The sequence below is a fragment of the Bradyrhizobium sp. NBAIM03 genome, from assembly GCF_020194055.1.
GTDB lineage: Bacteria > Pseudomonadota > Alphaproteobacteria > Rhizobiales > Xanthobacteraceae > Bradyrhizobium > Bradyrhizobium yuanmingense.
Window position 1 is genome coordinate 21,197 of record NZ_JADYVS010000039.1, and the last position, 26,082, is coordinate 47,278.

The window sequence follows — 26,082 nt, forward strand, 5'->3', positions numbered from 1 at the left end:
CGCGCCGCCCGGATCTGAACTGACGGCTACAACGTCATCTGCATCGGTTGCGGATAGTAGCGGAAACCATCTCCGGCTTTGGCGACATGGCCATAGCCTGGCCAGGCGAAGTGATAGGACATCACCGGGATCTTGTTGGCGGCCAGCATCGTCAGCAGCTTGACGCGCGACTCCGCCGCCTGCTTCGGGTCGGAATCGTAGGAGAACTCCATCCGTGGCTTCTCCAGCAGCAGCACCGAATGGTGCGAGAGATCGCCGAGGAAGGCGAACGACTTGCCGGCCGACGTCACCATGAAGATGGTGTGGCCGACGGTGTGGCCGGGGGCCGCGATCGCCTGCACGCCGGGCAGGAATTCCTCTCCATCCTTGAAGAATTTGATCCGATCCCGGACCGGCAGCAGGTTCTTGCGGGCGTGGATGACGAAATCCTTGGCCGCGCTGCCGAGCTTGCCTTCGTCGGTCCAGAAGTCGAAATCGCTCTGGGCAATGTAGACTTGCGCGTTGGGGAACAGCGGCTTGCCGCCGTCGTCGACGATGCCGCCGATATGATCGATATGGGCATGCGAGCATACGACGGCATCGATGTCGCCCGGCTTGATGCCGGCCTCCGTCATGCTCTTCTGCTGCCGTCCGGTGCTGGCGCCGAACATCTTCGATGAGCCCATGCCCGTGTCGAACAGGATGAGCTTGTCACCGGTGTTCACGATCGGAGAGTTCTGTTCGAGCACGACATTGTCCGGCGACAGGAAATTGTCGGTCAGCATCTTCTTGACCTCTTCCTTGGGAACGCCGGTGAAGGTCCCGGAGGGATCGCCGAGCGGAAGCGGTCCGTCGGATACGACGGTCACCTCGGCATCGCCGAGAATGAAGCGGTGCCAGTAGGGCGTCTGAGTGCCGAGCTTGGGCGCCCGCGCCATCGCGCTGCTGCCGAGCATGGCGCTGGCGCCGAGACCGGCCCCAAGTGCGAGTAGGGACCGACGCGAGACATCGAGTGTCATTCTTTTCCTCCGCTTTCGTCTTTTGTTTTGCGCAATCGTTGGCGCGGTAAGCGGCCGCCCGATCGGCCACGTGGCCGGAGGGCGGCGGAAAGCATGCTGCGCCGGTTGCGACAAGCTAGCAAGTGGAATTACCCGGTACGGCACGCTGAACGAGAACGATAGCCGGAGCGCGAAAGCGACGTGCAAAGACAGGCTGCGCCAAGACGCGGAATTGCGCTTTACGCAATTCTCAACGTGACGTCATTGCCTTCCGTCTCGGCAAAGCCCGCCTGCAGCACCTCTTCGCGCTTGTGACGCAGATGCGCACGCAGGATGTGGGCGAGCCCGACACCGTCGCGGCGCTGAAGCGCGTTCAGGATTGCCTCGTGCTCCTTCACGGCGAGCGCCCAGCGCTGCGCCGTCATCGGCGTGACATAGCGCGCGCGCCGGATGCGCGCGGTCACCGAGGCGTAAAGCCCGGCGAGCACAGGATTTCCCGCTGCGGTCACGATGGCTTCGTGAATCGCACGGTTGCCGCGGTAGTACTGGATCAGGTCGCGCTCGCGATAGTGCTGCACCATGTCCGCGTGCGCGGCGGCGATCGCATCGATCTCGGCGTCGCTGATGCGCTCGCAGGCGAGTTCGCCCGCGAGAGCCTCCAAGCCTTGGCAGACCTCGAACAGGTCGCGCATGTCCTTGTCGGTCAGCTTTGCTGCCCGCGAGCCGCGATGCGGCAGCAGCTGCACGAGCCCTTCCGCCGCCAGCACCTTGAGCGCCTCGCGCAGCGGCGTCCGCGAGATCTCGAGCCGCTCGCACAGCTCGCGCTCGGGAATCCGCGCGCCCGGCGGGATTTCGCCGTCGAGGAGGATGGCGCGGATGCGGTTGACGACCTCGTCGTGAAGCATGGCTCTGAGCTCAGTTTTGAATGCAAAAATGAACTTATACGCCCATATGGCCAAGTTCCAGCTTGAAAATCCAAAGTTTTGCATTCAAAAATGTAAAAAACAGAAAGGTATGAGGAAATGGATCTGCAAGTGGAGGCAGAAGACCTCGTGTTCGAGCGCGACGGCGGCATCGGGCGGATCACCTTCAACCGCCCGCAGGCCCGCAACGCCTTCACCTTCGCCATGTACGAGCGGCTCGCCGCGATCTGCGAGGAGGCCAATCGCGACCATGACATCAAGGTGCTGGTGCTGCGGGGGGCCGGCGACAAGGCCTTCGCCTCGGGCACCGACATCAATCAGTTTCGCGAATTCAGGACGCCGCAGGACGCCGTCGACTACGAGAACCGCATCGACCGCGTGCTGACCACACTCGAGCAATGCCGGGTCGCCACGATCGCGGCGATCAACGGGTTCTGTACCGGCGGCGGGGCCGGCATTGCCGCGGCCTGCGACCTCCGCATCGGCACAAAAGCTGCGAAGATCGGATTCCCCATCGCCAGGACGCTCGGCAATTGCCTGTCGATGTCCAATGTCAGCCGTCTCACCGCACTGATCGGCGCCGCGCGCGTCAAGGATCTCATCTTCACCGCACGCCTCGTCGATGCCGGGGAGGCCGCAAGCGTCGGGCTGCTCGGCGAGGTCGTCGACGATCTTGCCGCCCTTGAACGACGTGCAGACGAGGTGGCCCGGCTCGTCGCGAGCCATGCGCCGTTGACGCTGAATGCGACCAAGCAGGCTGTCAGCCGTCTGCAGCGCCGGTTGACGCAGGACGAGGGCGAAGACCTCATCCTGATGTGCTACACGAGCCAGGATTTTCGCGAAGGGCTCGATGCTTTCCTCAACAAGCGCGCGCCGCAATGGCGCGGCCAATAGGACGAGCCGATGCAAAGCGATCCATCGCAATCCACCTCCCGCCGTTCCGGACCGCTAGCCGGCCTCAAGGTCATTGATCTCACTCACGTCATGGCGGGACCGACCTGCACCTTGATGCTCGCCGACATGGGCGCCGACGTGATCAAGATCGAGAAATGGCCGAACGGCGACGACACCCGTCATTCGGTGCCGCCGAAGATCGGGGACGAGGCGGCCTCCTTCCTGATGATGAACCGCAACAAGCGCGGCATCGTGCTGGACCTGAAGACCGACGGCGGCAAAGAGGTGCTGCGCCGGCTGATCGCCGATGCCGACGTGCTGGTCGAGAACTTTGCGCCGGGCGCGATGGAGCGCCTCGGCTTCGGCTATGAGGCGCTGCACGCGGAATTCCCGGCGCTGATCTATTGCTCGCTGTCGGGCTTCGGCCGCACCGGCCCCTACAAGCATCGCAGGGGGTTCGATCTCGTCGCGCAAGCCATGAGCGGCATCATGAGTTTTACCGGCGAGCGGCCCGACGGTCCGCCCGTCAAGTGCGGCCCGCCGCTGTCGGACATCACCGCCGGCCTGCTCGCGAGCATGGGCATCCTGGCCGCCTACACCCATCGCCTCAAGACCGGTGAAGGCCAATGGGTCGAGACCTCGCTTTATGAAGCCGCCTTGGTGCAGACCTATTGGCAGTCGACCATCGCGCTCGCCGCGGGCACCGCGCCGCGCGCGATGGGCTCGGCGCATCCGCTCAACGCGCCGTACCAGGCGTTTGAAGCCTCGGACGGCTGGCTCGTGGTCGGCGGCGCCAACAAGAAGCATTGGCTGTTGATGCTGGAAGCGCTCGGCGCGAGCGAGCTCGCCGACGATCCGCGCTTCGTCACCGGTGCCGATCGCATGGCCAACCTGAAGGAGCTCGAAGCCGTCCTCAGCGAACGCTTCCGCAAGCAATCGCGGGCGCATTGGCTCGCGGCGCTGGACGAGAAGGGCGTGCCGTGCGGCCCCGTGCACGACATGCTGGAGGCGCTGAGCGATCCGCAGACGCTGGCGCGCGAGATGGTCGTCGAGGTCGAGCACTCCACGCTCGGGTCCGTCAAGACGATCGGGCTTCCCATCAAGTTTTCGGAGACCCCGGGCAAAGTGCGATCAGGCGCACCGGTCTATGGAGAGCACACGAAAGAGGTTCTGGCCGAGCATGGGTTCGACCAGTCACGAATCGAAGCGCTCGAAAAAGAAGGCGCAATCGTCTCGGCCCGGGAACGACGCGAGGAACGCGTCGCCTGACCGGACGTCGATACGACAAAAACAAAAGATAAAGATCAGCTGGAGGAAATCATGGGTCGGACGTCAACATTTCTGCTCTCCGCAGCCGCAGCCGTGCTCGCCGGCACCATGCCGGCGCTCAGCGCCTGGCAACCGCAAAAGCCGATCGAGTTCGTGGCCACCGCCGGCCCCGGCGGCGGCACCGACAATCTCGCGCGCGCGGTGCAGAACATCATCACCAAGCACAAGCTGATCGAGCAACCGATCGTCGTCGTCAACAAGGGGGGCGGCAGTGGCGCTGAAGGCTATGTCTACGGCAAGGCCTCCGCCGGTGATCCCTACAAGGTGATCTTCGGCACCTCGAATGCCTGGCAGCAGCCGCTCGTCTCCAAGGTCGCCTTCAACTACACCGATCTCACGCCGATCGCGGCGATGGCGCAGGACGAGTTCCTGCTCTGGGTCAAGCAGGACGCGCCGTACAAGACTGCGAGCGATTATCTGAAGGCGGCCGCATCGGGCGAATTCAAGATGGGCGGCGCGCAGTCCAAGGACACCGACGAGGTGCTGACGCGCATGATCGAGAAGGTCGGCAAGGTCAAGCTGACCTATATCCCGTTCAAGAGCGGCGCTGAGACCGCTGTGCAGCTCGCCGGCGGACATCTCGACTCCCACGTCAACAACCCCAGCGAAAGCCTCGGGCAATGGCGCGGCAGCACGCAGCGCCCGCTCTGCGTGTTCAGCCCGAAGCGGCTGCCGCAGGGGCCGAAGGTCACCGCAACGGAAGGCTGGGGCGACGTTCCAACCTGCGTCGAGCAGGGCCTCGACATCAAGCAATATGAGCAGCCGCGTACCGTGTGGCTGCCCGGCAAGGTCTCGCCGGAGCAGGCCGCGTTCTATGTCGACCTCATGAAGAAGGTGCAGGCGACGCCGGAGTGGAAGGACTACATCGAGAAGACCTCCCAGGTCGACACGTTCCTCACCGGTGCCGAGCTCGAAAAATTCATCAAGGAGGACCTCGAGCGCATCAAGCAGGTCGCGGGCGAGCAGGGCTGGCTGGTGAGGTGAGGCCGAGGATGGGTTTCGATCGCGCCGCCAACTGTAGCCCTGGTCCTCATCCTGAGGGCCCGCCGGAGGCGGGCGTCTCGAAGGATGGCCGCGGATGCGATGTCTCCTGGAGCCGTCCTTCGACACGCGCGAAAAAGCGCGCTCCTCAGGACGAGGACTGTTTCGCCGGAGCTGCCCATGATCTCCCGTCGCGCGCTTGAACTTGCGACCGCCGTGCTCACCGGCAGCTTCGGCGTGGCCGTCGTCGTCTCCAGCCTCGACAACGGCATCGGCTGGTCCAGCGCAGGCGTGGACGCCGGCACATTCCCGTTCCTGACCGGGATCATCGTCGTGCTCGGCAGCCTCTACAATCTGGTGCGAGGCGTGGTGCCGGCCGCGACGCTCGCAAACGTTCCCATCGCGATCACGTCGATCGAGCTGCGCCGGCTCGTCGGCCTGTTCGTGCCGGCTGCCATCTTCGTCGCTGCGATCCCGCTCGCCGGGATGTACGTCGCCTCCGCTCTCTATGTCTTCGCGGTGCTGGCGATTCCCCGACACCAATCCGTGCCGCGCGCGCTGGCTATGGCAGGAGCTACGGCGCTCGCGCTCTACCTCGTGTTCGAGCGCATGTTCCAGGTCAGTCTGCCGCGCGGCGCACTGGCTTCCGCGCTCGGGTTCTGAGGGAGCAGCGGGATGGACAATCTCCAGGAGCTCCTGCACGGCTTCACCATCGCGGTCACGGTGCCGCATCTGGTCCTGATGGTGGTCGGCGTGCTGCTCGGCATTCTCGTCGGCGTGCTGCCGGGTCTGGGCGCGCCGAACGGCGTGTCGCTGCTCCTGCCGCTCACCTTCGGCATGCAGCCGGTCTCGGCCATCATCCTGCTCTCCAGCATGTATTGGGGCGCGCTATTCGGGGGATCGGTGACCTCCATCCTGTTCAATATCCCGGGGGAGCCGTCGTCGGTGGCGACCACCTTCGACGGCTATCCGATGGCGCGCGACGGCAGGCCGACCACCGCGCTCGCGACCGCCTTCGGTTCGGCGGCGTTCGGCGCGCTGGTCGGCGTCATCCTGATCACCTTCCTCGCCTCCTGGGTGGCGCAGGCTGCGCTCGCGTTCGGGCCGGCCGAGTATTTTGCCGTCTATTTTCTCGCCTTTGCCAGCTTCGTCGGCATGGGCGGTGCGGCGCCGATCAAGACCGTCGTGGCGCTGGCGCTCGGCTTTGCCATCGCCGCCATCGGCATCGACACAGTCTCCGGCAGCGTGCGCCTCACCATGGGCGTGGACGAACTCGTCAAGGGCGTCAGCTTCGTCGTGGCGGTGATGGGCCTGTTCGGCATTGGCGAACTGCTTGTCGCCGTCGAGGAGGAATTTCACGCGCGCGCCGTCTCGTCCAAGATCGATTGGCGCGAGGTGTTTCGCGCCGTCGGCCGCCTGCCGCGGCACGGCGTCGCCCTGCTGCGCAGCGCCGCGATCGGCTGCTGGATGGGCATCACGCCGGGCGGCCCGACCGCGGCCTCCTTCATGAGCTACGGCATCGCGCGCCGCTTTTCACGGCGCGGCCGACATTTCGGCACGGGCGAGGTCGAAGGCATCGTCTCGCCGGAGACGGCCGATCATGCCGCCGGCACCAGCGCGCTGCTGCCGATGCTCTCGCTCGGCATTCCGGGCTCGGCAACCGCGGCCGTGATGATGGGCGGGTTGATGATCTGGGGCCTCAATCCCGGGCCCATGCTGTTCGTGGACCAAAAGGATTTTGTCTGGGGCCTGATCGCCTCGATGTATGTCGGCAACATTGTCGCCGTCGCCCTGGTGCTGCTGACGGTCCCGGTGTTCGCCGCCCTGATGCGGATTCCCTTCGTGGTGATCGCGCCGCTGATCGTGATCATCTGCGTCGTCGGCGCCTATTCGGTGTCGAACTCCTATCTCGACGTCGTCATGATGCTCGGCTTCGGGGTCGTCGGCTATCTCTTCAAGAAGCTGTTCTATCCGCTGGCGCCGCTCGTGCTCGCGATCGTCATCGGCGACAAGGCCGAGGACGCCTTCCGGCAGTCGATGCTGATCTCCAAGGGATCTCTCGGCATTTTCTTTGCGAACAAGCTGGTGACGTGCCTGATCGTGGGCGGCATCGCGCTGCTGCTGCTTCCGCTTCTGTTGCAGCTGCCGCGGCTCTGGCGCAAACCTGCGTCGCCCGCGACCGATGCGCCAGTCCAGGAAAGGGCAATCATATGACCGCAAAGCCGCTGATTGTGCTGGCCATGGGAGATCCAGCCGGCATCAGCCCGGAGCTGACGGCCAAGCTCGTGGCGCAGGACGACATCCGCGCGCGCTGCCGGCTCGTCGTCATCGGCGACCGCCGCATTTTCGACGAGGGCGCGCGCATTGCCGGCGTCAAGCCGGAGCTGAAGATGCTAGAGCAGGGCGCCGATCTTCGCGCAGCGCAGGAAGATGCGCTGTTCGTCGATCTCCGCCACCTCGACCCCAGAGAGGTCGAGCCGAAGAAAGCGACCCTTGCCGGCGGAAAATTTGCGCTGGCCAATTACAGGCATGCGCTCGAGCTCGGCCGCGACGGCCATGTCGACGCGGTCTGCTTCACCCCCTTTAACAAGCAGGCGATGCGCCTTGCCCGTGCCGAGTACGACGACGAGATCGCGTTCTCCGCCGAGGTCGTCGGTCTCAAGACGCCGGCAAGCGAATTCAACGTGCTGGACCGGCTCTGGAACGCACGGGTCACCTCGCACATCCCGCTCAGGGACGTCGCTGCGAAGCTATCCGGCGAACGCATCCATCGCGCGCTCAGACTAACCGATTCCTGCATGCGCAACGCCGGCTTTGCGCGGCCACGCATCGCGGTCGCAGGCCTCAACCCCCATGCCGGCGACGGCGGCAATTTCGGCCGCGAGGAGATCGACGTGATTGCGCCGGTGGTCGCAGCAAGCCAGAGCGAGGGCATTGCCGCGGAGGGACCGTTTCCGGCCGACACCGTGTTCCTGCGCGCCAAGGCCGGCGCCTTCGATGCCGTGCTGACGATGTATCACGACCAGGGCCAGATCGCGATGAAGCTGATGGGTTTCGATCGCGGCGTGACCTTGCTCGGCGGCTTCCCGTTCCCGATCTGCACGCCCGCGCACGGCACCGCCTACGACATCGCGGGGCAGGGCATCGCCTCGATCGGCGCCAGCCGCGCCGCGTTGCTGCTCGCCGCGGAGATGGCGGCGCGTCGTCTCGGCTGAACTTGCACGCGCGAAGGGAGCGACCGCTGATTGCGCTCGCCTTGCGCGCAGACTTAGACTTTAGGGAAAAACTGGAAACTTCCGCCGTCGCGAGGAGTTGGCGCCCCATGAACATCTTCCACGTCGGAGCTGGAACATGGTCGACGACAGCCCGCTACGAACAGCGGTGGACACCGCTTGGTGCGTGTACCTTGCCCGGCATCGCAGCGTCGATGCAGCGGATGGCCGTCGTTGCCTGCTCGAGCGTCATCTGCAAGGGAGGCGGGAAGCGCGCGAGAGTAACGGTGATGCCCAGGAACTCGCAGCATTCGGGCTTGCCTATCTCGAGCGGCTTTCCGATGACGAATGTTGAGGCTCATCGAGGGCGGTATCTGTCGGCTGGCTAGCGCGAGCGCAAGGCCGGATTGGACCTTGCTCGCGATTTCGAACCTTCTGTCTGCGGCCATCGTGCTGATCGTGCGTTCAGCGATATAGCGAGCTCCAATGCGTATCGCCCAGCTGGCTCCGCTTGCCGAAAGCGTCCCTCCGAAGCTCTACGGCGGCACCGAGCGGGTGGTAGCCTGGCTTGTGGATGAGCTTGTCGAGCTCGGTCACGACGTCACGCTGTTTGCCAGCGGTGACTCCCGAACGAGAGGCAAACTCCACCCGGTATGGCCACGCGCGCTGCGTCTCGGCCGGAAGGGCGCCGATCCGAACGCAGCCTGCGCGATGCTGCTGGAAGCGATCGCGAGACGAGCCAACGACTTCGACGTGATCCACGCCCATATCGACTGGCTTCCGCTGCCGTTGCTCAGTCGCGTTGGCGTACCGTTCCTGACGACCATGCACGGCCGCCTTGACTTGCCTGGCTTGCCTGACGTGGTTCGGCAGTTCCCAGAAGCATGCTTCGTGTCGATCTCGGATCACCAGCGCCTGCCGCTTCCGGATGCGAAATGGATTGGGACGATCCAGCACGGGCTGCCGTCGGAGCTGTTGGACCCATCCTATGAGGAGGGATCCTATCTGGCGTTTCTTGGCCGTCTCACGGAGGACAAGGGTCCGGAGGACGCCATCCGCATCGCGCACGCAGCCCGGATGCCTCTTCGCATCGCCGCGAAGATTCCACGCGCCGAGACTGCCTACTTCAGGAAACACCTTGCGCCCCGGATCGACGGCGAGATGATCCAGCTTATCGGCGAAGTCGACGACGTGAAGAAGCAATCATTCCTTGGCGGAGCAGCCGCTCTGCTATTTCCGATCGCTTGGCCGGAGCCTTTCGGGCTGGTCATGATCGAGGCGATGGCGTGCGGAACGCCCGTGATCGCCTATCGCTCCGGCTCTGTCCCTGAGGTCATCGAGCACGGCCTAACCGGTTTCATCGTCGAGAACGAGGAGCAGGCGGTCAAGGCGGTCGGCGAATTGGGCAAGCTGGATCGAAGGAGAGTGCGCGCCCGCTTCGAGGAACGCTTCACCGCATACCGAATGGCGCGCCAGTACGAAGATCAGTACCGCAAGCTGGCTGCCGCGGCAGCTCGGAAGGTCAACACGCAAATGTCGGAAAGGTGAAGGGAGGCGGCGATGTCGCTGTGCTAGATCGCCGCGCCCAATGAGGTGTCGCCGAGCCGGATTCCTTCTGTTTTGCCCGACGTGTCAAAGAATCTTCGCGCGTGCAAAAACAGCGAGGTAAGACAACCCCTTGGCTACTGTGCATGGGGTTGTTTTCGCGAGTTTTGATCGAGGCGGGCCCGCTCGCCTCACGCGCCGCAGACGATCACGCCGTACCAGCCGAGCCCGCGATAGGTCTCGTAGCCTGGGGTGGCATGGAACGCGACCAGTGTGCCCGTGCGTTCCTGATAGAAGCCGGAGCGCTGGCCGTTCAGCGACAGCGAGATGCGTTCGCTGAGGATGCCCTGGCCGTCGGAGGCCGCGATCACGCGAAAATTGGAATCGACCAGCAGCACGCGCGCCTTGTCGCTGTCGCCGACGCGCACGCCCTGCACGATGGCGCGGGCCTGCGGCTCCCAGTCGAAATGGATGGCGAGCACCCCGATCGGTGCGCCATGAGCCTGGCCGCCGGCGCGGACGCTGGCGCAATAGGTCGCGACCTGCGCATTGCCGAGCAGCGGCTGGTTCTCGACGTCGCCGGCGACATAATCGTCGCCGGAGCGAAGGCCTTTCGCGTCGCGAAACCATCTGGTGTGGGCGACGTTCTGGCCGACGACGCGGAAGCGGTCGGCGCGGCCGTTGGCGATGACGTTGCCGTCGAGGTCGCAGAGCCAGAGATCGAGATAGACGGTGTAGGCCCCGAGGATCACGCCGAGGCGCTGCGAGGCATGGGAGACGGCCGCAGCACTGGGCGAGGCCGCGCAATCGACCACGGCGGAATCGGTCGCCCACCAGCGCACATCGCAGGTGCGTTCGTAGAGATTGCGGTCGATCAGCTCGATCGCGTTGAGCGACAGGTCGACCATGCGCTCGCCGCGGGAGCGCTGGCTCATGCGGTCGATCGAGGCGACGAGATCGCCGGTGCGTTTGGTCAATTGGGTCTCGAGCTCGCGGGCGATGGTCTCGACCTGCTGGCCGACGCCGCGCACCTCCTGCGCCACCACCGCAAAGCCCGCGCCTTGCGCGCCGGCGCGCGAGCTTTCGATCAGCGCGTTCAGCGCCAGCATCTTCATCTGGTTGGTGATCTGCTGGATCGACTTGGTCTTGTCGACCGCGATCTGGTTGACCTCCGCGGTGAGGCGGTTGATCAGCGCGGAGATGTCGGAATCATCGTCCGCGGGCTCGGTGGCGATCGGCTTGGCTTTCAGACCCAGCGCAGCAGACATCGGGGACTTCCCTTGGCAATGAGGTCTGATCTGCAATGAACCCGGAACAACGACTTACAGATCGAATACGATTCTTTTTCGAGGATTCCGCCTAACGCCTGCTTAATTTGCTGTTTGACGGGATGCCTAAATGATAGTCAGTGCGCCCGTCGGGGCGGCCATCCACCGCTTTGTGCGGCCGGACCGTTGCAAATCCGTCCCGGATGCCGACCAATCCCCTGAAGCCAGTGACTCTGCGTTCGCGTGACCGCCTGGCCCTTCGAGTTCCCCAACATCTGCCTCTGTCATGACGCCGCCAGCCACCGCCTTGCCTATCGAAGCGCCCCAGGCCTTCCTGGGCGTGGCGCGCTCGCTCACCGACAAGCTGTGGCGCGACCGGCTTGATGCCCGCGGGGCAGCCCAGGCGCTCGCCATCGTGCAGCGGCACCAATTGCCGGAACTGCTGGCGCGGGTACTGGCGGGCCGCGGTGTCGACATCGACGCGGTGTCCGACTTTCTCGATCCGACCATCCGAAAGCTGCTGCCGGACCCGTTCACGGTGACGGAGATGGAGGCCGCTGCCAAACGCATTGCGGATGCCGCGACCAAGGGCGAGAAGGTTGCGATCTTCGGCGACTACGACGTCGACGGCGCGACCTCGGCGGCGCTGCTGGCCTGGCATCTGCGCCATTGCGGGCTCGATCCGCTGATCCATATTCCCGACCGGATTTTCGAGGGCTATGGCCCCAACACGGAAGCGGTGCGCGCGCTCGCGGCCAAGGGCGCCACGCTGCTGATCACAGTCGATTGCGGCACCACCAGCATAGAGCCGCTCGCCGAGGCGAAGCGCCTCGGCATGTCCGTGGTCGTGATCGACCACCACCAATGCGGCCTCGATCTCCCCGAGGTCGACGCGCTGGTCAATCCGAACCGCCCCGATGACCTCTCCGGCCTCGGTCATCTCGCCGCCGTCGGCCTCGTGCTGGTGACGCTGGTGGCGGTCAACCGCGAGCTGCGCCAGCGCGGCTTCTGGACCAGCGAGATGCCCCAGCCCGATCTCCTGGGCATGCTGCATCACGTCGCGCTCGGCACCGTCGCCGACGTCGCGCCGCTGATCGGTCTTAACCGCGCCTTCGTCGCCAAGGGGCTGATCGCGATGCGGCGGCGCGACCATGTCGGCCACACCGCGCTGATGGACGTGGCGCGGCTCAACGGCCCGCCGGAGGCCTGGCATCTCGGCTTCATGCTGGGCCCGCGCGTCAATGCCGGCGGCCGTATCGGGCGCGCCGATCTCGGCGTGCGGCTGCTGCTCGAAGGCGACAGCGTCGAGGCGGCGCGGATCGCGGCCGAGCTCGACCGTCTCAACAGCGAACGTCGCGTCATCGAGCAGGCGGCGGAAGCCCAGGCCGAAGCCGAGGCGCTGGCCTCGATCGGGTTGGAGGACAAGCTCGCCGTGATCGTCACGGCCTCGGAAGGCTGGCATCCCGGCGTGGTCGGCCTCGTTGCCTCCCGCCTGAAGGAGAAGTTCTCGCGGCCGGCCTTTGCCATTGCGCTGGAGCCGGGCGGCATCGGCACCGGCTCCGGTCGCTCGATCGCCGGCGTCGATCTCGGGAAGGCGGTGCGGCAGGCGGTCGCCGACGGCATCCTGCTCAAGGGCGGCGGCCACGCGATGGCCGCGGGCGTGACGCTGCGCAAGGAGAAGCTCGCCGAATTCCGCGCCTATCTCGAGACCGCGCTGGCGCGCGACGTCGCCGAGGCGCGCCACGTCAACGAGCTCTATATCGACGGCGCGGTCTCGGCGCGTGCGGTGACGCCGGAGCTTGCGGCGACGCTCAATCGCGCCGGTCCCTTCGGCAGCGGCAATCCGGAGCCGGTGCTGGCGCTGCCGGCGCACCAGCTCGTGTTTGCCGACGAGGTCGGCCAGTCGCATCTGCGCCTGCGCTTCAAGGCGGGCGACGGCGCCATCGTCAACGGCATCGCGTTCCGTTCAGTCGGCCAAAAGCTCGGCAATGCGCTGCTCGCCAATCGCGGCCAGCAGATGCATGTCGCGGGCTCGTTGTCGGTCGATCGCTACCAGGGCGCCGAGCGCGTGCAATTCCGTGTCGTCGACGTCGCGCTACCGGACCAGGGGCCATCCGTGATTAGATGACGCATGATCCGGAAAAGTGCGAAGCGGTTTTCCGACAACGATCAAAGACAACGGTTCCAAACAACAAAAAAAGGGAGTGAGCATGGCAGGGCAGGTTGAGGGCAAGGTCGCGCTGGTGACGGGTGGCGCCTCCGGCATAGGCGAGGCCATCGTCGAGCTGTTCGCGCGCGAGGGCGCGACTGTCGTCATCACCGATATCGACGAGCTGCGCGGCCCGGAGCTCGCCAGGCGCGTAACAAACGTGGGCGGCAAGGCGACCTTCCTGGAGCAGGATGTCACGAGCGAAGAGCGCTGGATCGAGATCGTCGCCGAGATCGCAAAGCGATATGGCCGGCTCGACGTGCTCGTCTCAAATGCCGGGATCGGCATCTCCGTGCCTTCGATCGTCGACATGACCCTCGCCGACTGGCGCAAGCAGAACGCGATCAACCTCGACGGCGTGTTCCTCTCGGTCAAGCATTGCCTGCCTTTGATGCGCAAGATCGGGGGCGGCTCGATCGTCATGATGTCCTCGCTGGCGGGACTGCGCGGCTCGCCCGGATTGTCGGCCTATTCGGCGACCAAGGGCGGCGTGCGGCTGTTCGCCAAATCCATTGCGATGGAGTGCGCGGCGGCGGGCGACGGCATCCGGGTCAACTCGGTTCACCCCGGCATCATCGACACCCCGATCTGGGGCAAGATCCCGACGGGGGCGGCCGGCGCCGGCCAGAACGCCCCGATCGATCCGGAGGAGCGCGCCAAGGTGGTGACGCCGCTTGGTCGTGCGGGCCAGGCGGCGGAGATCGCCTCGGGCGTGCTATACTTGGCTTCCGATGCCTCGCGCTACGTCACCGGCAGCGAGCTCGTCATCGACGGCGGCATGAATGCCGGCGGCGTGCCGCGGCGCGCTTGAGCTGCGCAGGGCAGGGTGGCGGCCGCAGGGGCTGACGCGCAGGCGCAGTCCCTGTACAACACTGGGCAGCTCCCGACCGAAAGAGGTGTCCTTCGCCATGGCGCACAGCCTTCACGCTTCTTCACCCGCGCCCGCGCCATTCCGTTCCAACCGGCCGGATCTCGCCACCGACGCGATCCGCACCGCGCGCGAGGATCTCGCCGCCTGCTTCCGCATGGCCGCGCGCAACGGCTTTGAGGAGGGCATCTGCAACCACTTCTCGGCCGTGGTGCCCGGTCATGACGATCTGTTCCTCGTCAATCCCTACGGCTACGCCTTCCGCGAGCTGACCGCGTCGAAGCTGTTGATCTGCGACTTCCACGGCAACGTGCTCGACGGCGAGGGCGTGCCCGAGGCGACCGCGTTCTACATCCATGCCGAGATGCACAGGCTGCTGCCGCGCGCCAAGGTCGCCTTCCACACCCACATGCCCTACGCGACAGCGCTGTCGATGACCGAAGGCGAGCCCCTGATCTGGGCCGGCCAGACCGCGCTGAAATTCTACGGCCGCACCGCGGTCGACCGCGACTACAATGGCCTCGCGCTCGACAGCCGCGAAGGTGCCCGCATCGCCTCCGCCGTCGGCGCTGCCGACATCGTCTTCATGAAGCATCACGGCGTGATGGTGCTGGCGCCGACCATCGCGGAAGCCTGGGACGATCTCTATTATCTCGAGCGCGCCGCCGAGGTGCAGGTGCTGGCGATGTCGACGGGGCGAAAGGTGCTGCCGGTCGATCCCGCCGTTGCGGCGGAGACCTACAGGCAGATGCGCGAGGGCGATTCCGAATCCGCCCGGCTGCATCTCGCCGCGATCCGGCGGCAGCTCGATGCGGAAGAGCCGCAATATCGGCACTGACCACGATGTCATTCCGGGCGCGCTAGAGCTGCGCGTATCAGCGGGCCGCGTCGAACTCTGACTTCAGCCAGTGTCGTACAGCCTCGACCGGCTCGGTGAGCGGCCGGTCGCGGCTGCGGACCAAGTGCAGCGAAGAGCCTTCCAGCTCCGGCCCGAATGGTGCGACCAGCGTTCCCTGCGAAAGTTCGTCGGCGACGAGCACAAGACTGTGCAAAGCGACACCAGCGCCGGCGACGGTTGCCTGGATGGCATGGGTTTCATCGCTGAAACGCACGCCGGCGCGCGCATCAACGTCGTCAATGCCGGCCGTCTTGAACCAGCGCCGCCAGGTCGGATTTCGGGCATCACGACGGTGCCAGTCGAAATGTAGCAGCGTTGCTGAGCGCAGGTCGCTCGGTCTTCGGATGCCCAAGCGCGGACTGACCACCGGTGCGAAACGATCGGCCGTGAGCGGCTCGGCAATCAGATCGGGATAAGGACCGGAACCGTAGCGAAGTGCGAGATCCGCGGTCGAATTGAGATCGGCCACCTCCAAGCTCGCAAGCAATGTGAGATCAATGTCGGCTCTGCTCTTTCGGAGCCCAGCAAGACGCGGCACCAGCCATTTGGCTGTGAAAGCCGGCGTCGCCGAAAGTGTGACCACCGCCCGGCGTCGCTTCCGGCTCAATCCCTCCAGAACACGCGCAAACGCATCAAAGCCGTCGCGCAGGACCGGAAGCAGGACCTGACCTTCCGCGGTGAGCAGAACCTGCCGCGTCCGGCGCTCGAACAGCCTGACCCCGACCGTCTGCTCCAGCTGTCGCACCTGATGGCTGATCGCGGTCGGCGTGACGTGAAGCTCATCGGCGGCGCGCTTGAAGCTGAGGTGACGTGCCGCCGCTTCAAATGCACGCAATCCCGCCAGCGGAGGAAGCCTTCTCATCGCGAACTCAAGGATGAATGCAGTTCATCCATAAGCTGAGCAACTTTCGTTTGTCAACGACGGGGCCTGAACCGATCTATTGAGAACAGATGAGAGGAGTTCTGCAATGCAACTGCTACAAATCGATTCAAGCGCGCGGTTAGAGCCTTCAGATGCAAATCCGCGCGGTTCGCACACCAGGCGTCTGACTCAGCGTTTCGTCCAACGATGGCTACAGTCGCGGCCGGGGGATCGCGTCGTCAGCCGCGACCTCGGTCGCTTCGCACCGAGTCCGGTGACGGACGACTGGGTCAAGGCGGCCTTCGCGAAGCCCGATCGGCGCGAGCCATGGATGAGAGAGGCTTTGGCGGAAAGCGATGCGCTGGTCGACGAGTTGCTCACAGCTGATCTGATCGTCGCGGGCGTGCCAATGTACAACTTCGGTGTGCCAGCGCAGTTCAAGGCATACATAGACAACGTTGTTCGGGTCGGACGCACATTCGGCTTCGACCGATCATGTCCGGACAATCCATATTCGGCGCTGCTTGCGGGCATGGACAAGCGTCTTGTCCTGCTCGGCTCGCGCGGAGACTACGGGTACGATCCGGGCGGGCGCATGGCCGCCGTCAATCATGTCGAAGGAGCCGTCCGGGACGTGTTTGCCTTCATCGGGATCACGGCCTTCCACAGCATCGCAGTCGAGTACGACGAATTCGCCGACGAACGGTTGCAGGCGTCGATTGCCGCGGCCGAGCGTACCGTGGATGACCTCGTCGACGAGCTGCTGAAGCTGACAGAACAGCGAAACGCGGCTTAAGGGTCGGCTGCAGCTGCGGCGAGGCGCCAGCGCCGGCGCTTCCGGCCGTGCTAGTTGGTTTGCCGCAGCTTGGCCAGCACCTTCAGCCCGCCGTAGCCATCGGCTGGCGCGATCCCGACTTTCTGCTGAAACTCCTTGACTGCCTTCATGGTGTCGTTGCCGACGCGGCCGTCGGTGCCGCCGGTGTCGAAGCCGGCCTTGGTCAGGCGCGTCTGCATCTCCTGCACTTCGGCGAGCGTCAACGCACGCTCGGAGCCCGGGAAGGGCTGGATGAAGGCCGGAGCTCCCAGGCAGCGATCCCCGAGATGGCAGATCGCCAGCGCGTAGTTCATGGAAGGGTTGTAGCTCTTCACCGAGTAGAAATTCGGCCCGAGCAGGAAGGTCGGCCCGCCCGCAACCGGCGTCCACATCTGCGCGGATGCGTTGGGCTGCGGAAATGGTTGGCCGTCGGCACGCGTCACGCCGGCCGCCTGCCAGGCCGCATAGGTCCGGCTGCCGCTCATGTTGGCGGGCGCGCGCACCTCGTAGCCCCAGTGCTCGCCGCGATGCCACTTGCCACGATTGACGAGATACTTTGCCGTCGAGCCCAGCGCGTCGTCGGGCTTGCCGAATGGCGAGACCTTGCCGTTGCCGTCATAGTCGATGCCGACATTGAGCCAGACCTCCGGCATCCATTGCGAATGGCCCATCGCGCCGGCCCATGATCCCCGCATGTCCTCAGGCGTGGACCAGCCCTTGTCGACGATGCGCAGTGCATTGATCAGCTCGGTCTCCCAATAGGCCTTGCGGCGCGGCTCGTTCCAGGCGAGCGCGGCGAGCGATGGAAATACCGGCCGCATGTGGTTCTGCTGCACCAGCGGATCGCCATAGGCGGACTCGACGCCCCAAAGCGCCAGCAGCGTGCCGCGCTCGACCCCGAAATCGCGCTCGATGCGGGCGAACAGCGCCTCGTTGTTCTTCAGCGCGATCTTGCCGTTGATGATGCGCCAGTCCGAGACGCGGCGGTTGATGTACTGCCAGACCTGCTCGCGGAATTCGGGCTGGTTGCGCATCTGCGCGAACACGCTCATGTCCGGTTCGACCCGTCCCATCGCTCGCTGCCATGTCGCGGCGGAAATACCTTTTGCCATCGCGCGCGCACGAAAGCTCTCGCGCCATTCGTCGAAGCCGGGAGGCGCGGCGAGAGCGCGGGTGGGAAGCGCGAGCAAAGCGGCTGCACCGAGCGTCGACTGGAGCAGGGCGCGGCGTGTGTGACGGGGCGAGGAATCAGTGTGCTTCATGGGCACATTCTAGCCGGAAACATGGCACGCGTGAGTCGGTTCCGAAACGGCCGCGTGCGGCAACTCGGCCCGACCCCGTCGGTCGTTCCCACCGGAACAAGTGCCGGACTCCCGCATTCCTCCCACGCCAGGAGGAGAAGAGTCGGTCCTGGTACGGCCGGCCTTCCTGGTTCATCGAATCGTCGGGGTGGAATGAAGATACGCACGCATGCCGAAAGCCATATCGTCGAACTCGACGACGGATCGCAATGGAAGATCTTTCCCGGCGACCTCGCGACGACGCTGAGCTGGAAGCCCGAAACCGATCTGCGTCTGGAGCCGAGCGGTGAGCGGGTGAATTCGCACGTGCTGGTCAATCCCGCCGACCAGACCCGCGTGCGGGTGATCGCGGCCGACGAGAGCTGGCCGGACGGCGCAGTCAAGAACGCCTTGAAAGGCGGGTAGCACCAGCGGCCACGACAGCCGCGAATGCCGGCCGCCTAGTCCTCCTTAAGCTCAGCCGCGATTCCGGAAAGCCAACGCCGGATCGTGGTTTCCGCCTTTGAATCCAAATTGCGAGCGAGCCGCTTCTCCAATTCGAGCACACGCTGCCGGCACGCCTTCAAAAGCGTCGCGCCTCGCGGCGTCAGCGTCCATTGCTGGATGCGGCCGTGAACGGGATGAGGCGTCATCGCAATCGCGCCGTCGCGTTCGAGATTGCGGATGATGACGCCGACGGTCTGGGGCGTCAGGAAGGTGAGGCGGGCGACATCGGCTCCCGACAGGCCCGGATAGGCGTTCAGCATCGTCAGCACCGCGAATTGCGGCGAGGTCACGCCGAGATCGGCGAGCGTGCGTTCCATCGTCAGCCGAACGGCGGCGTGGGCTTGGCGCAGCAGGTAACCGAGATAGCCTTGCTCGCCGCGCTTGCCTTCGCCCGGTGCTGGAACGTGCACCGCACCGGCTGCAACGGCCTTGGGTCCCGATTGCGATTTCGTGACATTCGTCTTGCGCGACATATAAGAGCTCTTATAAGATGTCCGTGCTCTTATAATATGCCGAGGTGAATGGCAATGTCACACGCCCGCAGCGAATATGAAGATTTCAAGCGGATCGCGCCCGATGCGTTTGATCTGGTGCTGGCGCTGGGCCAGCTTGCGGCCAAGGCCGGCCTCGACAAGCAACTGCTCGAGCTGGTCAAGCTGCGCGCCTCGCAGATCAACGGCTGCGCGTTCTGCGTGCAACACCACGTCCTGCTGTCGGAACGGATCGGCGTTCCCCTCGACAAGCTTCATCTGCTCGCGGTCTGGCGCGAGGCGCCGATCTTTTCGCCGCGCGAGCGGGCCGCGCTCGCCTGGGCCGAGGCGCTGACCTGTCTGCCCGACGGCGTCAGCGAGGAGGTTTACGCCGAGGCGTCCCGCGAATTCTCCGAGACTGAACTGACGTATCTGACCTCGGCGGTCGCCTCGATCAACGTCTGGAACCGGTTTGGCGCGGCGTTTCGCTGGACGCCTGCACAGCGGCCGGCGGCCGCCGTCGCAGCTTCGTCCTGACGGAGAGAGGGGAGGATCACGATGACAGTCATGAGCCTTTCTGCCGTGCAGTGTCCGGCGCCGTCACGTTCGACAGCGCTTGCGGTCGTCGCGGGATTTGTCTGCGCGCTGGCGATCGGCAAAGCCCTGCCGGTGACGATCGATAGTGTGTCCAGCGCCCTCGCGCCGCTCTGCGCCACGGCGGCGGAGGGCTCGCCGCTCGACAAGGTCGAGCCGATCGGCTCCTACGCACTTCCGAACGTGCCCGGCAAGCGCGTGACCATCGTGCGCGTGTCCTATGGTCCAGGCGGGTTTTCGCGGCCGCATCGTCACTCCGGCTCCGTCACCGCCTACATCACCAAGGGCGAGATCCGCTCGCAGCTCGGCGGCGGCCCGGTCGAGACGTTCGGCGTCGGCCAGTCCTTCTTCGAACCGCCGGGCTCGACGCATCTGGTCTCGGCCAATGCCAGCATGACCGAGCCGGCGGAACTGATCGCGGTGTTCGTGGCGGATGAGGGCGCGCAGCTGACGACGTTCCTGGAATAGGCTGCGCGCGTCATCCGCAATGGCTGCGCTCAGGCCGATCGCGATCGCCTCAACCGCTTCCAGGCCGGCGCGAGTCCGTATTGGACGACCGGAATGGCGACTGCGCCGACGAGCAGTCCAAGCGCACCCGAGATGGCTGCCTCGACCGACCATTCGACGATGCCGGCAACGGATGGAAGGAGATGTGCGGCAGCCTCGGTTATGGCATGGACCGTGTGGCCGATCGCGGGTGGGCCGTATTTCTCGATGCCGTGCAGGATGATGCCACCGCCGACCCAGATCATGGCGGCGGTGCCGATCGTGCTCAGCACCGCCAGGAAAACGGGCATGCCGCGGACGAGCGCGCGCCCAAGCAATCGGATCGCGCCGCCGGCGAGCGAGGCGCCGTCGAACCGCGCGAGGGCGATGCCGGCATCGTCCGCTTTCACGATCAGGGCCACCACGCCATAGACACCAACGGTGATGAAGAGGCCGACCAGCGCCAGCACCAGCGCCTGCGTCCAGATGCTGCCCGCCGGGAGGGCCGCCAGCGTGATCGCCATGATCTCCGCCGACAGGATGAAATCCGTCTTGATGGCGCCAGCGACCTTCTCGTCCTCGACCGACTGGGCATTCAACGCAATCGGCTCGAGCTGAGCTTCGTGCTGGTGCGCATGATGCGGCATCACGGCTTCGAGCACCTTTTCGGCGCCTTCATAGCAGAGAAAGGCGCCGCCCAGCATCAGCAGCGGCGTGACCGCAGCGGGAAGGAAATAGCCGAGCAGCAGGGCAATCGGCAGCAAGATCAGCAGCTTGTTGCGTAGCGATCCGACCGCGATCTTGCCGACGATCGGCAGCTCGCGTTTCGAAGCGAAACCGATGACGTAGTTCGGCGTGACCGCCGCATCGTCGATGACCACGCCAGCCGCCTTTGTGCCTGCCTTGGCTGCCTGGCTAGCGACATCGTCGAGCGAGGCTGCAGCCACCTTTGCGATCCCCGCGATATCGTCGAGAAGACCGATCAGTCCGACACTCATCAACTCATCCTTCTTCGTTCGAGCGGGGGAGTGCGCGACCAGATGCGTCCTGCCCGCTCCAGCAACGAACCAGCACGCTGTCAGTTCTCCTCGCCGCCCGCTCCCTCGCGCAAGTCAGGCTTGAGCACGTCTTCCGGCAGCGCATGGGCCACCGGCTGCGCCGTGACCGCGATCTCCGGGCCGATCTCGCGGCCGCGCGCGCGGATCAGCCGTTCATAGGCCGAGACCAGCGTCGCGTAGGGGCTGACCCAGATCCAGCCATCGCGGGTGAACACCTGGACGTCGAAATGCAGGTGCATCGAGGTGCCGGCGGGACGGTCGAGGTAGTTCGAGATCACGCCGATCTTCTCGCCTTCGGTGACGATGCGGCCGTTGATGACGCCATCGGCGTTCATCGCATGCGGATTCATGTGCATGTAGCGGAAACGGATGTGCTCGGTGCGGCTATTGACCTGAAGCGTTGCGGCCTGGTCCTTGGCGCCACGGATAACGATCGCGTCACGCACGGCGACGACGCCGCGCCGCTTGGAATCGCAGGGCTCGCGGCCTTCGCCGGGCGGCGGGCAGTCGGCGGCGCGGATGTCCTCGCCCTGGTGGCCGTAACCTCCGCCGCATTGCCACACCTCGAAACTACGCGACTCGCAGAAATTGTCGCGCCAGGGATAAGCGGTCGGGCCTTCGCTCTTGTCGCGCTTGCCGAAGGATTGGGAGCGCACGAAGGCGGGCGCCTTCTCCAAGGGAAAGCGGATCTGGGCATAGGCCATGGCGTCGGGATGACCGCCCTGCTTGCGGTAGCCGGTGTTCGGAATGATGTCGCCGCTCGGCCGGTAGCTGAAATCCGGTGAACGCACCGCGGGCCGGTCGATAATGTTGGAGGCAACGTCCGCCAGGGGCCGCATGCGCTGGCCCCCTGCGACGCGCAGTGCCTTCAGGAAGCGCTCGGCGACTGGATAGGCCTCCTTGCAGGCGAGCCGCCGTGGCCTCGCGACACTGTCGAGGCACTGGATCGAGACCACATAGGCGGCGCCGAAGCGGGTGAAGGCGTAGCGCACATAGCCTTCCCGGATGAACCTGCGTAGATCCGGGTAGGTTGAGGCGAGCGGCTTGACTGGCTCGCCCTTGCCCCCGGCCGGATCGGCGATGTCGTAGATCAGCGCCGAGCCCGTGATCTGCACCTCGACGGGCTTTGCGTACACCCGGCTCGGCATGCCGTCACCGGCGCCGGGCTCGAGCGAGAAGGTCGCGCTGTAGCCGGCAGGACCGGCATCGAACATGTCGACGGGATTGAAGTCGGCCTGGTAGCGCGACAGCGCGAGCGTCGCCGGCGCGCCGCTGCGCTGCGCGTCGAGATACGCGGCGGCGTCGAACGGCAGCAGCACGGGGACGGGACTTCGGGTAATGCCGGTGAAGAAGCGCGAGGAGACCGCGTTGAGCTGCACCAGTGCCGGCATCGCGCGCGGATCGTAGCGCGGTACCGAACGGCGCGGTGCGAAGATGAAGTCGCCCGCAATCTGGGGACGGCTGTTGATCTCGCTGCGAAGCTGGTCGAGCGCCGCGCGCCACTCGATGCGCAGGGCCGTCAGCGAGGGGCTGCGGAATTCATCCGCAGCGATCGGTGCAGCAACGAGGAGCGACGGCAACGCCAGGAGAAGCGAGACGAAGCGGAGACTGTTCCTGCCCACTGCTTCGCCCCCCGGCGGTACCTGTTCCGATCCTCAATGGCTCGTTTAGTCCTTAGCACGCTCGGAGTAGGAGCCGTCTTCGGTCATCACCACAATGCGCGTGCCGACCGAGATGTGCGGCGGCACGGTGGTGCGCACGCCGTTGGACAGCACCGCCGGCTTGTAGGAGGAGGAGGCGGTCTGGCCCTTGGTCACCGGCTCGGTCTCCACCACTTCCAGCGTCACGCGCTGCGGCAGTGCGATCGACACCGGATTGGTGTCATGCATCGACAGTTTGACGGTCATGTCCGGCTGAAGATACGCGGCCGCGTCGCCGACGACGTCCTTGGAAACCTGAACCTGGTCGTAGGTCTCGGGGTTCATGAAGTGGTAGCCATCGCCATCTTCGTAAAGGAAGGTGTAGTTGCGCTCTTCGATGGTGGCCTTTTCGACCTGGTCGGTGGTCTTGTAGCGTTCCGAGATCTTTACCCCGTCCGAGATTCGGCGCATTTCGATCTGGCTGACCGGGGTTCCCTTGCCGGGATGGATGTTCTCGGCGCTCACGACGACATAGAGCTTGCCGTCTTGCTCGATCACGTTGCCCTTGCGAATAGAACTGGCGATGACTCTCAAAGCTGTATTTCCTGCTTGCTTGGCCCGGCACCAGCCAGGACGTGGTCGAATTGCTGGGGGACTTGGGGCCTCAAACCGGACCTCGGCACCCGTTTCGGGCCGCAACATACTGATTTTGCCGTTGGATGCCAGCATTTTGCTGCCGGCCGGGGCGGTCGGTTGATGGCTGGGGACAAGCCGATGTCGCCGTCCTGGTCGCCCGCGCGCCACCTCGACCGACGGCCGTTCCTCCAGGCCAGGGGCGCCGTGACCGGAGCTTTGCGGGGTTTTTTCGCCGAACAGGGGTTTGTGGAAGTCGAAACCTCCGTTCTCCAGGTCTCTCCGGGCAACGAGACCCATCTGCACGCCCCCAGGACCGAGATCATGCGGCCCGACGGCAGCCGGGCCAGCCGATACCTGCGCACCTCGCCCGAATTCGCCTGCAAGAAGCTGCTGGCAGCGGGCGAGACGCGGATTTTCGAGTTCGCACGGGTGTTCCGGGACCGCGAGCGCGGCGACCTGCATCTGCCCGAGTTCACCATGCTGGAATGGTATCGGGCGGGAGCGCCCTATGATGCCATCATGGCCGATTGCGTCGTCGTGATCGCCCGAGCGGCGCAGGCGACCGGGATCGAAGCCTTCTCCTTCCGCGGCCGAACCGCCGATCCCTTCGCCGAGCCGGAGCTCCTGACGGTCGCGGGCGCCTTCGCGCAGTTCGCCGGCGTCGACCTGCTGTCGACAATCTCGGGCGGCGAGGGTAACCGTGCGGCGCTCGCCGAGGCGGCAGCCGGGAAGGTCCGTGTCGCCGAGGATGACACCTGGTCCGACATCTTCAGCAAGGTGCTGGTCGAACACGTCGAGCCACATCTGGGGCAGGGGCGTTTGACCATCCTGTTCGAATACCCATCTCCAGAGGCGGCGCTGGCGCGGGTGAAGACGGACGATCCGAGGGTCGCCGAACGTTTCGAGATCTATGCCTGCGGCGTCGAGCTCGCCAACGGCTTTGGAGAGCTGACCGATGCCGGGGAGCAGCGCAAACGCTTCACGGAGTCCATGACGGAGAAGCAGCGCCGCTACGGCGAAGCCTATCCGCTCGACGAGGATTTTCTGACGGCGGTCGCCGCAATGCCGGAGGCGAGCGGTGTCGCGCTCGGCTTCGACCGGCTGGTGATGCTGGCGAGCGGCGCCACACGAATTGATCAGGTGGTGTGGACACCGCCTGCGGATGAGAGATGACAAAGACGAACCTTGCACGCACTCTGCGCGAACCTGCCGAGCTGGTAGCCGAGGGCCTGGTCCCCGCATCGGCGCTGCCGGCGCTCGAACGCGTCGCCGCGCGCTATGCCGTGGCGATCACGCCGGATCTGGTCGGGCTGATCGACGCGACGGATCCCGACGATCCCATCGCGCGGCAGTTCGTTCCTGTTTCGGCCGAGCTCGAGGCGCAGCCGGGCGAGAATGCCGATCCGATCGGCGATCACCCGCATTCGCCGGTGGCGGGAATCGTGCACCGCTATCCCGACCGGGTGTTGTTCAAGCTCGTGCACGTCTGCGCGGTCTATTGCCGCTTCTGCTTCCGCCGCGAGATGGTCGGGCCCGGCAAGGAGAATGCGCTGTCGGAGAGCGCCTATCGCACCGCGATCGACTACATCCGGTCGCATGACGAGATCTGGGAAGTGATCCTGACCGGCGGCGATCCCCTGATGCTGTCGCCCCGGCGGATGAGCGAGATCATGGCTGACCTTGCGGCCATCGATCACGTCAAGATCATCCGTCTCCACACCCGTGTCCCGGTGGCCGAACCAGCGCGCGTCAGCGCGGAGATGGTTGCAGCCCTGAAGGTTGCGGGCGCGGCCACCTGGGTCGCGGTACACGCCAATCACGCGCGCGAACTGACGGGGGCCGCGCGCGATGCCTGCGCGCGGCTCGTCGATGCTGGAATTCCCCTGGTGAGCCAGTCCGTGCTTTTGCGCGGCGTCAATGACGACATCGCCGCTCTCTCGGATTTAATGCGAGCTTTCGTCGAATGCCGGATCAAGCCCTATTATCTGCACCACGGCGATCTCGCCCCGGGAACGGCGCATCTGCGCACGACGTTGGCAGAGGGGCAGGCCTTGATGCGGCAGTTGCGCGGGCGGGTGTCGGGCCTGTGTCAGCCGGACTATGTCATCGACATTCCCGGCGGTGCCGGCAAGTCGCCGGTGGGTCCGAATTACGTGTCGGCGGTGAAAAATACCGCAAACGAGACAAGTGAAGCGGAATCAGAAACGCGCTATCGTATCGTCGATTATTGCGGCGACGTTCATCTCTATCCGCCCGAGGCATGAGTGGCGATGGCATCGACGCTGACTTGAGTGCTGGGCTTGGACGCTGATTTGAGAATGGAGAAATGGACATGACGAAGATCATGCTGGCAGTATCGCTCGTGGTCTTGCTTGGCGGCGCGGCTGTTGCGCAGACCGGCGGCTCCAAGGGATCGACCTCAAGCGGCGCATCGTCCGGGTCGGTGTTGCCGGCGCCGGTCGGTCATCGCCAGCCGCGTGCCAGCGATGTGCCTAGCGAGAAGAATCTGAGCGATCCCAACGATCCGCTCAGCAAGGAAAACCAGGCGCTCGACAAGAAGATCAAGAGCATCTGCCGCGGCTGCTGAGGCTTTCACCTCTCCCCGTCGGGGAGAGGTGAGGAATGAGCCAT

The 26,082-nt window shown here is 65.2% G+C and carries 27 protein-coding genes; 18 read left to right on the plus strand and 9 right to left on the minus strand.

The genetic code is table 11. The features are described from left to right. Nucleotides 1-26: 26 nt before the first annotated feature. Complete coding sequence (locus tag I6F21_RS34750) at nucleotides 27-998, minus strand: MBL fold metallo-hydrolase (protein ID WP_225140675.1); 972 nt, start codon at nucleotides 996-998, stop codon at nucleotides 27-29. A 218-nt stretch (nucleotides 999-1,216) separates the two neighbouring features. Next, on the minus strand, nucleotides 1,217-1,882 hold the full coding sequence (locus I6F21_RS34755) for a GntR family transcriptional regulator (RefSeq protein ID WP_036022947.1): 666 nt from the start codon (nucleotides 1,880-1,882) through the stop codon (nucleotides 1,217-1,219). Between the two features lie 117 nt (nucleotides 1,883-1,999). Here I6F21_RS34755 and I6F21_RS34760 point away from each other — a divergent pair, with 117 nt between their 5' ends. From I6F21_RS34760 to I6F21_RS34795, 8 genes are all read left to right on the plus strand, one after another. Next, nucleotides 2,000-2,794 (plus strand): enoyl-CoA hydratase/isomerase family protein, encoded by a 795-nt coding sequence (locus I6F21_RS34760; protein ID WP_225140677.1) that lies wholly within the window; start codon nucleotides 2,000-2,002, stop codon nucleotides 2,792-2,794. Between the two features lie 9 nt (nucleotides 2,795-2,803). Then, nucleotides 2,804-4,063, plus strand: a complete 1,260-nt coding sequence (locus tag I6F21_RS34765; protein ID WP_225140679.1) for a CoA transferase — start codon at nucleotides 2,804-2,806, stop codon at nucleotides 4,061-4,063. A 51-nt stretch (nucleotides 4,064-4,114) separates the two neighbouring features. Then, the gene (locus I6F21_RS34770; RefSeq protein WP_225140681.1) at nucleotides 4,115-5,107 is read left to right on the plus strand and encodes a tripartite tricarboxylate transporter substrate-binding protein; all 993 of its coding nucleotides are present in this window, start codon (nucleotides 4,115-4,117) and stop codon (nucleotides 5,105-5,107) included. 177 nt (nucleotides 5,108-5,284) lie between these two features. Beyond that, nucleotides 5,285-5,767, plus strand: coding sequence for a tripartite tricarboxylate transporter TctB family protein (locus I6F21_RS34775; protein ID WP_225125514.1), 483 nt, complete (start codon nucleotides 5,285-5,287; stop codon nucleotides 5,765-5,767). A gap of 12 nt (nucleotides 5,768-5,779) precedes the next feature. Further along, nucleotides 5,780-7,318: a tripartite tricarboxylate transporter permease gene (locus I6F21_RS34780; protein ID WP_057029102.1), complete on the plus strand. Its 1,539-nt coding sequence runs from the start codon at nucleotides 5,780-5,782 to the stop codon at nucleotides 7,316-7,318. Further along, the gene (locus I6F21_RS34785) at nucleotides 7,315-8,319 is read left to right on the plus strand and encodes a 4-hydroxythreonine-4-phosphate dehydrogenase PdxA (RefSeq protein WP_225140683.1); all 1,005 of its coding nucleotides are present in this window, start codon (nucleotides 7,315-7,317) and stop codon (nucleotides 8,317-8,319) included. Before I6F21_RS34780 ends, I6F21_RS34785 begins: the two co-directional genes overlap by 4 nt. 136 nt (nucleotides 8,320-8,455) lie before the next feature. Beyond that, nucleotides 8,456-8,671, plus strand: a complete 216-nt coding sequence (locus tag I6F21_RS34790; protein ID WP_074447910.1) for a hypothetical protein — start codon at nucleotides 8,456-8,458, stop codon at nucleotides 8,669-8,671. Between the two features lie 131 nt (nucleotides 8,672-8,802). After that, complete coding sequence (locus tag I6F21_RS34795) at nucleotides 8,803-9,864, plus strand: glycosyltransferase family 4 protein (RefSeq protein ID WP_225140685.1); 1,062 nt, start codon at nucleotides 8,803-8,805, stop codon at nucleotides 9,862-9,864. Between the two features lie 188 nt (nucleotides 9,865-10,052). On the opposite strand, the gene I6F21_RS34800 is transcribed toward I6F21_RS34795, so the two are convergent. Next, on the minus strand, nucleotides 10,053-11,129 hold the full coding sequence (locus tag I6F21_RS34800; RefSeq protein WP_225113566.1) for a methyl-accepting chemotaxis protein: 1,077 nt from the start codon (nucleotides 11,127-11,129) through the stop codon (nucleotides 10,053-10,055). Nucleotides 11,130-11,415: 286 nt separating this feature from the next. Here I6F21_RS34800 and recJ point away from each other — a divergent pair, with 286 nt between their 5' ends. The 3 genes from recJ to I6F21_RS34815 all read left to right on the plus strand — a co-directional run bounded on the left by recJ (nucleotide 11,416) and on the right by I6F21_RS34815 (nucleotide 15,044). Further along, complete coding sequence (gene recJ, locus I6F21_RS34805) at nucleotides 11,416-13,257, plus strand: single-stranded-DNA-specific exonuclease RecJ (protein ID WP_225140687.1); 1,842 nt, start codon at nucleotides 11,416-11,418, stop codon at nucleotides 13,255-13,257. 82 nt (nucleotides 13,258-13,339) lie between these two features. Next, the gene (locus I6F21_RS34810; protein WP_035999850.1) at nucleotides 13,340-14,149 is read left to right on the plus strand and encodes a glucose 1-dehydrogenase; all 810 of its coding nucleotides are present in this window, start codon (nucleotides 13,340-13,342) and stop codon (nucleotides 14,147-14,149) included. 97 nt (nucleotides 14,150-14,246) lie between these two features. Continuing rightward, nucleotides 14,247-15,044, plus strand: coding sequence for an aldolase (locus tag I6F21_RS34815; protein ID WP_225113568.1), 798 nt, complete (start codon nucleotides 14,247-14,249; stop codon nucleotides 15,042-15,044). Between the two features lie 37 nt (nucleotides 15,045-15,081). Here the strand turns inward: I6F21_RS34815 and I6F21_RS34820 are convergent, their stop codons facing one another. After that, nucleotides 15,082-15,966 carry a LysR substrate-binding domain-containing protein gene (locus tag I6F21_RS34820; protein WP_225140689.1) on the minus strand — a complete coding sequence of 295 codons (885 nt, stop codon included), beginning with the start codon at nucleotides 15,964-15,966 and terminating at the stop codon, nucleotides 15,082-15,084. Between the two features lie 106 nt (nucleotides 15,967-16,072). On the opposite strand from I6F21_RS34820, the gene I6F21_RS34825 reads away from it, so the two are divergent. Further along, nucleotides 16,073-16,762 (plus strand): NAD(P)H-dependent oxidoreductase, encoded by a 690-nt coding sequence (locus I6F21_RS34825; RefSeq protein ID WP_225125503.1) that lies wholly within the window; start codon nucleotides 16,073-16,075, stop codon nucleotides 16,760-16,762. 50 nt (nucleotides 16,763-16,812) lie between these two features. Here I6F21_RS34825 and I6F21_RS34830 read toward each other — a convergent pair whose 3' ends face one another. Next, nucleotides 16,813-18,042, minus strand: coding sequence for a lytic murein transglycosylase (locus I6F21_RS34830; RefSeq protein WP_225140691.1), 1,230 nt, complete (start codon nucleotides 18,040-18,042; stop codon nucleotides 16,813-16,815). Between the two features lie 192 nt (nucleotides 18,043-18,234). Between I6F21_RS34830 and I6F21_RS34835 the strand changes: the two genes are divergently transcribed. After that, nucleotides 18,235-18,486: a hypothetical protein gene (locus I6F21_RS34835; RefSeq protein ID WP_035999836.1), complete on the plus strand. Its 252-nt coding sequence runs from the start codon at nucleotides 18,235-18,237 to the stop codon at nucleotides 18,484-18,486. Between the two features lie 35 nt (nucleotides 18,487-18,521). Here the strand turns inward: I6F21_RS34835 and I6F21_RS34840 are convergent, their stop codons facing one another. After that, nucleotides 18,522-19,040: a MarR family transcriptional regulator gene (locus I6F21_RS34840; protein ID WP_036022956.1), complete on the minus strand. Its 519-nt coding sequence runs from the start codon at nucleotides 19,038-19,040 to the stop codon at nucleotides 18,522-18,524. 54 nt (nucleotides 19,041-19,094) lie between these two features. On the opposite strand from I6F21_RS34840, the gene I6F21_RS34845 reads away from it, so the two are divergent. Together I6F21_RS34845 and I6F21_RS34850 are read left to right on the plus strand one after the other, a co-directional pair. After that, entirely contained in the window at nucleotides 19,095-19,574 is a 480-nt protein-coding gene (locus I6F21_RS34845) for a carboxymuconolactone decarboxylase family protein (RefSeq protein WP_225140693.1), read from the plus strand. Between the two features lie 21 nt (nucleotides 19,575-19,595). Continuing rightward, complete coding sequence (locus tag I6F21_RS34850) at nucleotides 19,596-20,099, plus strand: cupin domain-containing protein (protein ID WP_225140695.1); 504 nt, start codon at nucleotides 19,596-19,598, stop codon at nucleotides 20,097-20,099. Nucleotides 20,100-20,128: 29 nt separating this feature from the next. On the opposite strand, the gene I6F21_RS34855 is transcribed toward I6F21_RS34850, so the two are convergent. The 3 genes from I6F21_RS34855 to efp form a co-directional block, all read right to left on the minus strand. Beyond that, nucleotides 20,129-21,115, minus strand: coding sequence for a DUF808 domain-containing protein (locus I6F21_RS34855; protein ID WP_035999800.1), 987 nt, complete (start codon nucleotides 21,113-21,115; stop codon nucleotides 20,129-20,131). An 80-nt stretch (nucleotides 21,116-21,195) separates the two neighbouring features. Beyond that, nucleotides 21,196-22,797: a M23 family peptidase gene (locus I6F21_RS34860; RefSeq protein ID WP_225140703.1), complete on the minus strand. Its 1,602-nt coding sequence runs from the start codon at nucleotides 22,795-22,797 to the stop codon at nucleotides 21,196-21,198. A 45-nt stretch (nucleotides 22,798-22,842) separates the two neighbouring features. Continuing rightward, nucleotides 22,843-23,409, minus strand: coding sequence for an elongation factor P (efp, locus tag I6F21_RS34865; RefSeq protein ID WP_028136595.1), 567 nt, complete (start codon nucleotides 23,407-23,409; stop codon nucleotides 22,843-22,845). Nucleotides 23,410-23,571: 162 nt separating this feature from the next. On the opposite strand from efp, the gene epmA reads away from it, so the two are divergent. From epmA to I6F21_RS34880, 3 genes are all read left to right on the plus strand, one after another. Beyond that, nucleotides 23,572-24,624 (plus strand): EF-P lysine aminoacylase EpmA, encoded by a 1,053-nt coding sequence (epmA, locus tag I6F21_RS34870; protein ID WP_225140715.1) that lies wholly within the window; start codon nucleotides 23,572-23,574, stop codon nucleotides 24,622-24,624. Continuing rightward, nucleotides 24,621-25,715: a lysine-2,3-aminomutase-like protein gene (locus I6F21_RS34875; protein WP_035999791.1), complete on the plus strand. Its 1,095-nt coding sequence runs from the start codon at nucleotides 24,621-24,623 to the stop codon at nucleotides 25,713-25,715. The genes epmA and I6F21_RS34875 overlap by 4 nt, the downstream gene beginning before the upstream one ends. A 68-nt stretch (nucleotides 25,716-25,783) precedes the next feature. Continuing rightward, entirely contained in the window at nucleotides 25,784-26,038 is a 255-nt protein-coding gene (locus tag I6F21_RS34880) for a hypothetical protein (protein ID WP_035999808.1), read from the plus strand. Nucleotides 26,039-26,082: the final 44 nt, after the last annotated feature.

What these genes read in the sequence shown, in the direction of transcription:
- I6F21_RS34845 (WP_225140693.1), top strand. Translation starts at nt 19,095, where the DNA reads ATGTCACACGCCCGCAGCGAATATGAAGATTTCAAGCGGATCGCGCCC.
- epmA (WP_225140715.1), top strand. Translation starts at nt 23,572, where the DNA reads ATGGCTGGGGACAAGCCGATGTCGCCGTCCTGGTCGCCCGCGCGCCAC.
- I6F21_RS34760 (WP_225140677.1), top strand. Translation starts at nt 2,000, where the DNA reads ATGGATCTGCAAGTGGAGGCAGAAGACCTCGTGTTCGAGCGCGACGGC.
- I6F21_RS34830 (WP_225140691.1), bottom strand. Translation starts at nt 18,042, where the DNA reads ATGAAGCACACTGATTCCTCGCCCCGTCACACACGCCGCGCCCTGCTC.
- I6F21_RS34875 (WP_035999791.1), top strand. Translation starts at nt 24,621, where the DNA reads ATGACAAAGACGAACCTTGCACGCACTCTGCGCGAACCTGCCGAGCTG.
- recJ (WP_225140687.1), top strand. Translation starts at nt 11,416, where the DNA reads ATGACGCCGCCAGCCACCGCCTTGCCTATCGAAGCGCCCCAGGCCTTC.
- I6F21_RS34775 (WP_225125514.1), top strand. Translation starts at nt 5,285, where the DNA reads ATGATCTCCCGTCGCGCGCTTGAACTTGCGACCGCCGTGCTCACCGGC.
- I6F21_RS34810 (WP_035999850.1), top strand. Translation starts at nt 13,340, where the DNA reads ATGGCAGGGCAGGTTGAGGGCAAGGTCGCGCTGGTGACGGGTGGCGCC.
- I6F21_RS34815 (WP_225113568.1), top strand. Translation starts at nt 14,247, where the DNA reads ATGGCGCACAGCCTTCACGCTTCTTCACCCGCGCCCGCGCCATTCCGT.
- I6F21_RS34765 (WP_225140679.1), top strand. Translation starts at nt 2,804, where the DNA reads ATGCAAAGCGATCCATCGCAATCCACCTCCCGCCGTTCCGGACCGCTA.
- I6F21_RS34855 (WP_035999800.1), bottom strand. Translation starts at nt 21,115, where the DNA reads ATGAGTGTCGGACTGATCGGTCTTCTCGACGATATCGCGGGGATCGCA.
- I6F21_RS34750 (WP_225140675.1), bottom strand. Translation starts at nt 998, where the DNA reads ATGACACTCGATGTCTCGCGTCGGTCCCTACTCGCACTTGGGGCCGGT.
- I6F21_RS34780 (WP_057029102.1), top strand. Translation starts at nt 5,780, where the DNA reads ATGGACAATCTCCAGGAGCTCCTGCACGGCTTCACCATCGCGGTCACG.
- I6F21_RS34835 (WP_035999836.1), top strand. Translation starts at nt 18,235, where the DNA reads ATGAAGATACGCACGCATGCCGAAAGCCATATCGTCGAACTCGACGAC.
- I6F21_RS34770 (WP_225140681.1), top strand. Translation starts at nt 4,115, where the DNA reads ATGGGTCGGACGTCAACATTTCTGCTCTCCGCAGCCGCAGCCGTGCTC.
- I6F21_RS34820 (WP_225140689.1), bottom strand. Translation starts at nt 15,966, where the DNA reads ATGAGAAGGCTTCCTCCGCTGGCGGGATTGCGTGCATTTGAAGCGGCG.
- I6F21_RS34880 (WP_035999808.1), top strand. Translation starts at nt 25,784, where the DNA reads ATGACGAAGATCATGCTGGCAGTATCGCTCGTGGTCTTGCTTGGCGGC.
- I6F21_RS34755 (WP_036022947.1), bottom strand. Translation starts at nt 1,882, where the DNA reads ATGCTTCACGACGAGGTCGTCAACCGCATCCGCGCCATCCTCCTCGAC.
- I6F21_RS34795 (WP_225140685.1), top strand. Translation starts at nt 8,803, where the DNA reads ATGCGTATCGCCCAGCTGGCTCCGCTTGCCGAAAGCGTCCCTCCGAAG.
- I6F21_RS34840 (WP_036022956.1), bottom strand. Translation starts at nt 19,040, where the DNA reads ATGTCGCGCAAGACGAATGTCACGAAATCGCAATCGGGACCCAAGGCC.
- I6F21_RS34785 (WP_225140683.1), top strand. Translation starts at nt 7,315, where the DNA reads ATGACCGCAAAGCCGCTGATTGTGCTGGCCATGGGAGATCCAGCCGGC.
- I6F21_RS34790 (WP_074447910.1), top strand. Translation starts at nt 8,456, where the DNA reads ATGGTCGACGACAGCCCGCTACGAACAGCGGTGGACACCGCTTGGTGC.
- I6F21_RS34825 (WP_225125503.1), top strand. Translation starts at nt 16,073, where the DNA reads ATGCAACTGCTACAAATCGATTCAAGCGCGCGGTTAGAGCCTTCAGAT.
- I6F21_RS34800 (WP_225113566.1), bottom strand. Translation starts at nt 11,129, where the DNA reads ATGTCTGCTGCGCTGGGTCTGAAAGCCAAGCCGATCGCCACCGAGCCC.
- I6F21_RS34850 (WP_225140695.1), top strand. Translation starts at nt 19,596, where the DNA reads ATGACAGTCATGAGCCTTTCTGCCGTGCAGTGTCCGGCGCCGTCACGT.